General features: G+C 50.3%; 14 protein-coding genes. 9 read left to right on the forward strand and 5 right to left on the reverse strand.

Annotated elements, in window-relative coordinates:
- Positions 1-191: 191 nt before the first annotated feature.
- Positions 192-434, reverse strand: a complete 243-nt coding sequence (locus tag WS68_RS15985; RefSeq protein WP_059571736.1) for a transcriptional regulator — start codon at positions 432-434, stop codon at positions 192-194.
- Between the two features lie 76 nt (positions 435-510).
- Between WS68_RS15985 and WS68_RS27710 the strand changes: the two genes are divergently transcribed.
- Positions 511-993, forward strand: a complete 483-nt coding sequence (locus WS68_RS27710) for a hypothetical protein (protein ID WP_197419620.1) — start codon at positions 511-513, stop codon at positions 991-993.
- A gap of 500 nt (positions 994-1,493) precedes the next feature.
- Here the strand turns inward: WS68_RS27710 and mtnA are convergent, their stop codons facing one another.
- From mtnA to WS68_RS16000, 3 genes are read right to left on the reverse strand one after another with little or no spacing between them, the layout of a single operon-like run.
- On the reverse strand, positions 1,494-2,570 hold the full coding sequence (mtnA, locus tag WS68_RS15990; protein ID WP_059571737.1) for an S-methyl-5-thioribose-1-phosphate isomerase: 1,077 nt from the start codon (positions 2,568-2,570) through the stop codon (positions 1,494-1,496).
- Positions 2,567-3,838: an S-methyl-5-thioribose kinase gene (gene mtnK, locus WS68_RS15995; RefSeq protein ID WP_059571738.1), complete on the reverse strand. Its 1,272-nt coding sequence runs from the start codon at positions 3,836-3,838 to the stop codon at positions 2,567-2,569. Before mtnK ends, mtnA begins: the two co-directional genes overlap by 4 nt.
- A 27-nt stretch (positions 3,839-3,865) precedes the next feature.
- Positions 3,866-4,585: a GntR family transcriptional regulator gene (locus tag WS68_RS16000; RefSeq protein ID WP_059571739.1), complete on the reverse strand. Its 720-nt coding sequence runs from the start codon at positions 4,583-4,585 to the stop codon at positions 3,866-3,868.
- Positions 4,586-5,083: 498 nt separating this feature from the next.
- Between WS68_RS16000 and WS68_RS16005 the strand changes: the two genes are divergently transcribed.
- The 3 genes from WS68_RS16005 to WS68_RS16010 all read left to right on the forward strand — a co-directional run bounded on the left by WS68_RS16005 (position 5,084) and on the right by WS68_RS16010 (position 5,967).
- Positions 5,084-5,266, forward strand: a complete 183-nt coding sequence (locus WS68_RS16005) for a hypothetical protein (protein ID WP_059571740.1) — start codon at positions 5,084-5,086, stop codon at positions 5,264-5,266.
- Between the two features lie 226 nt (positions 5,267-5,492).
- Positions 5,493-5,699, forward strand: a complete 207-nt coding sequence (locus WS68_RS27715) for a hypothetical protein (RefSeq protein ID WP_156429536.1) — start codon at positions 5,493-5,495, stop codon at positions 5,697-5,699.
- The gene (locus tag WS68_RS16010; RefSeq protein ID WP_156429537.1) at positions 5,680-5,967 is read left to right on the forward strand and encodes a hypothetical protein; all 288 of its coding nucleotides are present in this window, start codon (positions 5,680-5,682) and stop codon (positions 5,965-5,967) included. The genes WS68_RS27715 and WS68_RS16010 overlap by 20 nt, the downstream gene beginning before the upstream one ends.
- On the opposite strand, the gene WS68_RS16015 is transcribed toward WS68_RS16010, so the two are convergent.
- The gene (locus WS68_RS16015) at positions 5,964-6,344 is read right to left on the reverse strand and encodes a hypothetical protein (protein WP_231753035.1); all 381 of its coding nucleotides are present in this window, start codon (positions 6,342-6,344) and stop codon (positions 5,964-5,966) included. The two genes, WS68_RS16010 and WS68_RS16015, sit on opposite strands and share 4 nt — an antisense overlap.
- Positions 6,345-6,569: 225 nt before the next feature.
- Here WS68_RS16015 and WS68_RS16020 point away from each other — a divergent pair, with 225 nt between their 5' ends.
- The 5 genes from WS68_RS16020 to WS68_RS28975 all read left to right on the forward strand — a co-directional run.
- Positions 6,570-6,785, forward strand: coding sequence for a hypothetical protein (locus WS68_RS16020; protein WP_059571743.1), 216 nt, complete (start codon positions 6,570-6,572; stop codon positions 6,783-6,785).
- 149 nt (positions 6,786-6,934) lie between these two features.
- On the forward strand, positions 6,935-7,159 hold the full coding sequence (locus WS68_RS16025; RefSeq protein WP_156429538.1) for a hypothetical protein: 225 nt from the start codon (positions 6,935-6,937) through the stop codon (positions 7,157-7,159).
- Between the two features lie 48 nt (positions 7,160-7,207).
- Positions 7,208-7,927, forward strand: a complete 720-nt coding sequence (locus tag WS68_RS28405) for a polymer-forming cytoskeletal protein (protein ID WP_197419621.1) — start codon at positions 7,208-7,210, stop codon at positions 7,925-7,927.
- Between the two features lie 507 nt (positions 7,928-8,434).
- On the forward strand, positions 8,435-8,674 hold the full coding sequence (locus WS68_RS27720) for a hypothetical protein (protein ID WP_156429539.1): 240 nt from the start codon (positions 8,435-8,437) through the stop codon (positions 8,672-8,674).
- A gap of 104 nt (positions 8,675-8,778) precedes the next feature.
- Positions 8,779-8,999 (forward strand): hypothetical protein (locus WS68_RS28975; RefSeq protein WP_231753036.1); only part of this gene is annotated, 221 nt, incomplete at its 3' end.

The raw sequence follows: 8,999 nt of genomic DNA on the forward strand, positions 1-8,999 counted from the left end.
TATTCAAGCCGCTCCCTTGGCCGACGCACAAGGAACGCACCCGTCGAAGCGGAAGTCTCGGGCAAAACCCTTCTCGCACGCCCCGAGGATTGAAGCAGCCATACGTTCTGTACTTCGGGCGGCATTCGCGCTCTCCCGAGCGTCGAGTGCCGGCCCGATCAACCATAGGACGATTCTGATGTACAGATCCTTCATGCAACCTCCTTCTGTTCTGTTAGTTCGGGCCAGATGTCTTGCCAGTCGTCGGGGCGGAGGTCGCGGCGCGTTACTTCGTGAGAACTTTCGCGCTCAATACGCACGCAAAGTCCTGCTCCAAGGTTATGGCCGACGCTAATTGCCTTTCGAAGGTATCCCTCGGAGGCTCCGATTCGAGCGCAAAAATTCGCTCTTGCGGCGACGGCCATGCCGTTGATAAAGGCGAGTAGCTTGTTCATACCCAAATAATACCGAATGGTAATTTTTAGTCAATACCGTTTGGCAATTTACTAGACAGTAATGAACAATTTAGACATGTCAGACGTTAACCAAATCAGAAGGGAGATCGCGGATCGCCATCGAGCTAGGCTTGCGGAGTTAATCCGCCGGCACTTTGATGACACGCCCGCAAAGTTCGTCAGAGAAACGGGCATCAATCAAGGGGAGCTGTCTGGACTCTTGAGGAATAAATCTTTTGGCCCTATAAAGGCCCGAAATTTGGAGGGAAAAGCTAAGCTGCTACCGCATAGCCTAGAGAAAGATGAAGGAGAACCCTTCTATCCTCATGAGATCGCAAGGCAGACAAAAAATGAGCGGCCGGAGTCCAACTCTCACCCGTCACCAGATCGCCCAACCACGATAGAGATTGCCAATCAAAGTGCGCGCGCCTTGATTGATGAAATCATCGAGGCCGACCATAGCGGCCTCTCCACCGAGGTCTTTGATAATTTACGCGCCACTCTCAAGCTCTTTCGCAGCGGCGTTCGTCGATCCGGGCGGATTGCTGTCGAGGATTAGCCCCCCTAATTGGTGTCAGGTTATGGTCATACATCAACGCCTCTTTGCAGTTGATGATCATGCCTGTAAAAACATCGCGCCCCATAATCCCGGGACCAAGCACTTCTGTTAGCCAATCATAACCGTGGTCAGGGCAGCGCCCGATGACGCGCACCAATAGGCCAATTCGCTCTGGTTTGCCGCATTTTGTTACGATTGCCAAGTCGCCAGGTCGACAGCGCAGGCCACCTCTTATCTGATCTCGCATTGCTTCTCCCCGGAATGATGCCCCAAAATTCGGGCACGACTCTCGACAATCAAATACGTCTCTCAGGCACATCTTTAAAAGACATCGCTTCGCGGCATGAATCCATGTGCGGCAACGTCTATTTGGCTTCCTTAAACGCCAAGATACATATGATGTCTGATGTTTATCATTGGTGTTTACCCCATGCCGATATCTTCTGTCTATATAAATTGGCCCGCAGGATATCAGCCCAGGCTCTATGCTCAACAATGGCTCATAAAAACGTTGCCAGTCCAGCGGCAATCGGTGGCCGAATGATGCCGCGCTCAGTGATAATGCCCGTTACAAGGCCATGCGGCGTGATATCGAACGCAGGATTGCAGACTTTGATATCTATAGGGGCAATAGATCGGCTTGCTACGCGCCTAACCTCGTTGCCTTGACGTTGCTCTATAACAATATCTGCCCCCGTTTTCGCCTGGAGACCGAGCGTCGACGAGGGGCACGCCACGTAAAATGGTATTCCAAAATAGTTAGCCTGAATTGCAATCCCCAAAGTTCCAATTTTGTTGGCAAAATCGCCATTTGCTGCAACATGGTCAGCACCAACGATTACCAAGTCAATTTTTCCTTGCGACATCACCGTCGCCGCCATATTATCAGTAATTAATGTAACATCAACGCCAGATCTTTGTAACTCCAGAGCCGTTAGACGCGCCCCCTGCAACAAGGGGCGTGTTTCACTAGCATATACCTTAAAATGAATACCTTGTTGATGCGCAAGATAAATTGGTGCCGTCGCTGTGCCGATTCCAGTTGTAGCCAGTGCGCCGGCATTGCAATGAGTTAGCACGCCATAATTTGATGCGATTAAAGATAGGCCATGAGCACCTATACAATCACAAAAATGGCAGTCCTCAGCATGGATTTTCACTGCCTCCGCCAGCAATATGTCATATAAAATAGCGGTATTATCGACTTCAATTTGCATCACAACACGCCGCATACGTTCAAGAGTTTTACTTAAATTCACTGCTGTTGGTCGTGCTGTATTGAGATATGCAGCGCAGTTCTCCAATTTTTCACGAAAATCAGCAGAGGAAGCCGAGCGCTCTGATTGCATAGCGAGACATACTCCATACGCTGCCGCCACTCCAATCAACGGCGCACCACGAACACGCAGATCCTTGATCGCGCACCACATATCCTCCACACAATTCAATTTTTCTATAGCGACTCTATGTGGCAATTGAGTCTGATCAAGGATATATACTTTCTCATCGCGCCATTCAATTGTGGGCGGAAGTTTTTCAACTTCTCGACATTTTCTGGAATTCAAATAATGTTTCATATAGGCCACGCCTCGTTTCGCGCCTGCATTTCGGTTACTAACGTTAGAACCTGATTAATAGACGTCAATTTACGATACTCTATCAACAATATTTCCGCAAATCGCAATGCCCGCATTTCCACCAACAATCGATCAGATGATCCCGAGATATTAACAATATCCGCCACCTTAGCCATACCAATAATTCTTCTGATGATCTCGCAACCAACAAAACCCATAGCGTCGCAAAAAAACCGATTCATTGCATAATCTTGAATTTCGGAAAATATAATATCATCTTGACTTTCATTTACACGATTTAATTTATCAATATTTTTGTGATTTCGCCATAATTTTCTGAATGAATTAGAAAATCCAAGCCAAATCTCACGGATTTGCTCAAGCAACCATGATCGATATAACTCTGATGCCTCACTATCGAATCGACCATGCCAGTCATGAGAAAAATATGCGAGTATAAAATTGGCGAGTAGTACGCCTATGTCAAAACCCAATGGGCCATAAAACGCAAACTCTGGATCAATCACGAATGTTTCATTTTGGTTCACCATGATTGAACCCGTATGCAGGTCGCCATGCAGCAATGTTTCTGAGTGATTCATGAATATCCATTTCATGTCTGCCACAGCAGTTCTCAGAGGGATGGACTGATTGATTTTCTCGATTACGAAGCGTTCTAATTTTGGATTATAAGTGTTTGACGAATGATTTTCGAATGGGTAAGTAAAAATTAAATTTTCCGTAATTTTACACAATTCTATGTTGATTGAAGTTGCTGCCGCCTCTTTTTTCTCATCAGATGATAAATACAAATCCGAACCAAAAAATAATGTTTTAGCTAAATAATCCGAAAGATGTCGCGCGAGATTGGGATATGTAACACCATTGATCAAACCCTGCCTAAGAACATCATGAGTCATCAAGCGCTGCATGACTATTAAAAATAATTCCCGGTCAACATGGTAAACCTTCGGCACATGTTGCGGGCACAATTTACCAAATCGATTAAGTGCGGCGGCCTCACGCTCAATCCGTTGACGCGATAGTGGCCATGCCTCACCAGCAAGACGCATAAATGGAGGCGCTTGCTTTACAACGACACTCTTTTCTGGGTTGACGGCATTATAGGCAAAATACACATAATTTAAATTACCATCACCAATCTCGGTGATTGTTATCTCGTCCGATTCACCAAGAATAGCGTATATTTCAGGAATAGCCTTTAGATACGTTGATATATCACGAGAATTTAAAGCCTCAAATTTCATTGCCATTCTCCATGAAGTTAACTTTCCTTATGCACGCTTCCTCATAATATCAAATTTAAAAATATTAGAATTATAATAGTCATTGCTATAGCAAATCGGGAATCCAGCATCGCTATAATGAACTTCATCTAACAATAAAAAGAGTCCCAAACCTTCGCCCAATTCCGGCAAGTCACGTTGCGTCAACATGGCGGGCTGAATTGATGTGCGCGAATATGATGGCTGTTGTCCTGCCTTCGCTAGCATGGAGAAAAGTGACTCATTTATCCTTGACTTTGCCGCATCAAATATTTTACTCGGAACAATATCAATACAATATGCCGCGACAATATCATTGGCTCGACGGATACGTTCTATACGAACACATGGCTCTCCTATGGGAATCGCCAGTTTCTCGGCTAAGCTCGTCGAGGCCGAAATAGAGATGATCTCCTGGCGGCTAGTAGATGGAACGGCCCCTACCGCCTTAATCATATCGGTCACAGACATTAGTTCATCGAGCCCCCCTTGCAACCTAACAGGAAGCTGTCTGATAAAAGTACCACGCCCTTGGGTGCGCGATAATAAGCCTTGAGAAATCATCTGAGCGACCGCCTCACGAAGACTCGATCGCCCCACTCCAAGCATTTCACAAAGCTCGCTTTCAGTTGGAATCTGATCTCCTGGACGCAGAGAACGTTCACGGATCATGCCCAGAATCGCCTCTTGGATCTTCTCAGGAATGGGCTTTTCAATGCTTAGGCGCATAACACATATCCCAATTTTCAGACGGCAGTAACGATACATCAGATGTCTTATGTTGCCAAGAGAGCGTTCTCCGTACTCTACCCGCCGACCTTCTTGCGCCTACCCCAGATTGATTGCTCTTGCAGCGCACACAACAACAGCCAACAACACATCACTATTTGGTATTGACATTCAAATACCATATGGTAATATCCCTCTCAACGCAGCACACACCTCGCTGCACCCCGCCCCGGCGGATCGCTCCTTAACAATTGAAGTTCGTAGGGCCTCCCTCTGGACTCGCCCTACCGGCCCCATCAGGCCGTTACGCAGGACGCGCGAGCCGCGACAGGCCGAAGTTTGGCTGCTTGAGTTCGTTGCGAGGAAGCCTGCGATGTACGCATCGTGCCCGGAGCCCGTTCGACGGGGTGTAGCCGGGGCGATGCGTGTAAATGATCGATGCGTTTTCGATGAGAGCGTATCGGTGATCCGTAACTATTTTTTATAGGAGTCCTTAGGATGAGCTTCGAATTCAATCTGGGCGAGGAAGTTGAGATCGATGTCAGCGGAGAAGCGGGCAAAGTGATCGGACGTGCCGAATATGTGAATGATGGCAACAACTACCTGATTCGCTATCTGGATCGCGATAAACATGCAGTCGAATCCTGGTGGAAGGAAGATGCGCTCAAGTCCAAGCTTTGAAGGGGTGTCGGCGTGGAACAAGAAGTTCTTTCAAGAGAGTTTGAATTTTGGGACAGGGTATTTTGCGCCGCACTCCCGGCCTTGGTGGAATCGACGATTTGGGTTGTAGATGGGGAAAAAGTGCTGGGCGTCCCCGGAAAAACTGCCATAGCCGCCGCATTTGCAGATCAAGCAATTGCGGAGCGTAGGAAACGATGTGGAAGAGAATTCTCGTAAGGAGCTAAAAATGGAAGAACGAAAGCTTGAATATCTTGACGAGTGGACTGCCTATGAAATGGTGCGCGAGATCCTCTCAGCGGCGGCGGTCAACGACTACTTCAAGGATCGTGTGAATGACGCGATCAATGCCGTTTTCACTTTAGATGAGGTGCTCGCAACGTCGGAGCGCCTTAGAAAAGCGACTCGAGACTCTCATGCAAACACAAGAGATTGAGCAGGAACTGGAAAAAGGGCAATTCCTTACCTATCTCGATGAGAAAAAAGCTTTCGAGATGGTCCGAGCGATCCTCGTTGCAGGCATACCTCGCGAGAATCCCTGTGGTTATGCGAACAGTGTGATCGATATCGTTTTCACTTTGGATAAGGCGCTCGCAGGGTCCAGGATACTCAGGTTGATAGCTTACGAAAAATTCCGCGCGGAAGTCGAGGCGGCCAACCCAAGTGAGCCGTTTCGGTGGCCCTGGTCGAAGCGAAAAGATTAAATCGTGGCAATGATAATCTTGACAAAACCAATGAACCCCAAGATGGCTCCAACGATATCGAGCACGACTCCACCGACCTTCGGACGACGCGGATGCGCCACGATTACCATCTTCTGGCCAAAATTGACACCGGCGCTGGTCTGAAGTGGATGGTTAATCCATTCCCCGAGTCCGATCATGAATAGGCCAATCGAGAGCAAGACAAGCGGACCATTCGGGATGGTGTGCAAATCTGTCGTGATGGCGAGAATAAACAGTATTACGGATATCGGTATCAGCATCTTGTACCAGTAGTCGATGATGAATTTCTGAAATATTCCGGCAATAGCTTCCATGGCGGTCCCGGTGGGCGTTGATTGTTTGTTTGGCAACGACATTCTATGCCCGCCAACGAAGGGACCGCCACCCCGCTTTAAACATCCGACTCTCAAGCGCGCGCATTCGGCGCGGAATCTTCCGCATCCATCAACCTATCTGCAAGCCCCTTGCTGAGTGCGCGCCCTTGAGAGTCTTGACCGCGCTGATTGGGCAGCATTGATCACATCAGTGTTGCTCGTTGAGCGCAGTCTAAATTTCGTATTCCTAACATTTTCTGAAAAATCATGAGCACATCGAAAGAGAAAAAACAGGGCTGGACGACGGCATCCGAAGTCGAGTTCATCGAGGGCATGGCGCAGCGACGCGAAGCTATCACTTTGCTGAGCGGTTATTTGGAAGGCATGAAAATGCGTGTCGACTTCGGTCATATCGATCCGAATATCGCGCTTCGTGTTGCACGTGAACGGTTAGCCGCGCACTTGCACCGACGGGCAGCCTGACATGCTGATCATCGCATTCGGCGTGCTCGGAGCGCTCGCTCTCATCCTCCTTGTCTTTTGTGTGCGTCGCTTCCTCGAAGCACTGCGTGCAATCGACGATGACGAGCATCACTTGCACTGACCAACCCCTCCCGCTACAGGAGAAAGACATGCAAACCACAAAGGCGCACACCATCGATTGCATGGATTCGTGGGCAAAGGCCAAGGGGATTCCGACGTACACGGAACTGGCGTCGGCATTGCGCGCGATGTCCGAAGCTGGCAAGCCGATACTTGCCGACCTTCCGAATTTGAGCCCGGAGCTGAAAGCACAGAAGGCATACGGAGCCTATCTCGGGGCGCGCGACATCCTCGGCAAGTTGGACGCTGCCTGACCAACCGCGCCCGCCCTGCGGGCAATCACACCACATCGAAGACCCACTATGACTACCCGTAAATACGAATTCGTTGAAGACGACACCATTACCACGATCGACGGCCGCACGTTGAAGCGTATTCGTGCACTCGTTGCAATTGGATCACTTGTCGCACCCGGCAATCTCGGCGGCTATATCGAATCCGATTCCAATCTTGATCATGGTGGCGACGCGTGGGTGTCCGGCAACGCGCAGGTGTACGGCAACGCGTGGGTGTCCGGCGACGCGCGGGTGTCCGGCAACGCGCGGGTGTCCGGCGACGCGCGGGTGTCCGGCAACGCGCGGGTGTCCGGCAACGCGCTGGTGTACGGCGACGCGCGGGTGTACGGCAACGCGCGGGTGTCCGGCGACGCGCGGGTGTCCGGCAACGCGCGGGTGTACGGCGACGCGCGGGTATACGGCAACGCGGAAGCTATCAAGGCTGACCTATTCGACGTTCTCAATCAATCCAAGGCCGAAGTTCCTGGCTTAATCACAGCGCTCAAAGAAGGTCGAGTCGATGGAACCGTCTATAGCGGCGAATGCGCTTGCCTCGTCGGCACAATCGCAAAGCTGCGTGGAATCGATGTTTTCTCGGATCAACTCGGATTCAAGCCAAACTCGGATCGACCGGCCGAGCAATTCTTCTTCTCGATCCGCAAGGGCGACACGCCAGAAACCAATCCGGCATCGAAGCAAGCGTTGGAATGGTGCGAGGAGTTTCTCGCAGCGAATGCGGTGGCGTGACGCCACGGGAGCCTGACATGCGCGCTGCAAACGATAACGCATTGCTTGCCTGCTGTGGTCGCGTTCACGGGCATATTGCCCGCGCCTGCGGGATGGCTTTCATCTACGGCGTCGCAGTTGGCTGTATCTGGTTTCTGTGTGTCGCCTACCGTGCGGGGATATTCACGTGGCCTTGATAAAGATCTGGCTCGGCGCAGCCGTGGCCGTCGCGCTGTTTTTCGCTTTGACCGCAATCGAGCAGCGCAATGCGGAGCAGATAAAAGCCTGTGCAATCGGTCAACGCGCGTGACCCCGAAAATCCTCACCTTTCATGCGCGATTTAATTTAAATTAACCCATGGGGGAAGTATGGCGCCTCTCGAAACATTGATATTTGATCTATCGATAGCAGATCGGAAACTTCCGATTAGTGTGAGCGATGCGATCGAATGCGATTTGAATGTATTGGAGCTACAAACCGTTCGCGCACATCTACCGGAAATCGTGAGAATCCTGACGGAGCTGAGAGATGGAAAAAAAGCGCCGTAAGACTCCCGAGGAAATCGCCGCCGAAAAGACTGAGCGAGAAGCGATTTGCGCAGAAATTCAGCGACGTATTAATCATGTTCCGCAATCGGTGCTCGAAGGCAGTCAACAGCGGGCAGCCGAATGGAAAGCAAGGGCATTTAAGGCAATGCAGCTTTCTGGGCGTGAGCGCACGTCGTTGAACGACCTGCGGGCAGCAGTCGATAACCTTCGCGCCTACTGATTTTTCCTCTTCTCCCTGGCGTCGCGCGCCATTGTAGTCCTCGCAGAGCGCGACGCTTCTTTGGCGGGCGGCTTGTAAAGCGCCCCGCTTTTTTCGAGAAACCAATGAACTCCAAACTCCTGGTCCTTGCGATCCTCGCATGGGTCCAATGCACAGCGTATGCGCAAAGCGCCTGCCCCCCTGGTTCTAATTGCTCGCAGCAAAACATGGGCGACACGAGTAGCCAAGCGAATAACAATCAGAACCATGCCGACCAGACCGGCAACACCTCGAACTCCAATGCATCGGGCGTGGACATTACCGGTCGCAATGATCTGCAACAATC

It is taken from the genome of Burkholderia sp. TSV86 (assembly GCF_001522865.1).
Classification (GTDB): domain Bacteria; phylum Pseudomonadota; class Gammaproteobacteria; order Burkholderiales; family Burkholderiaceae; genus Burkholderia.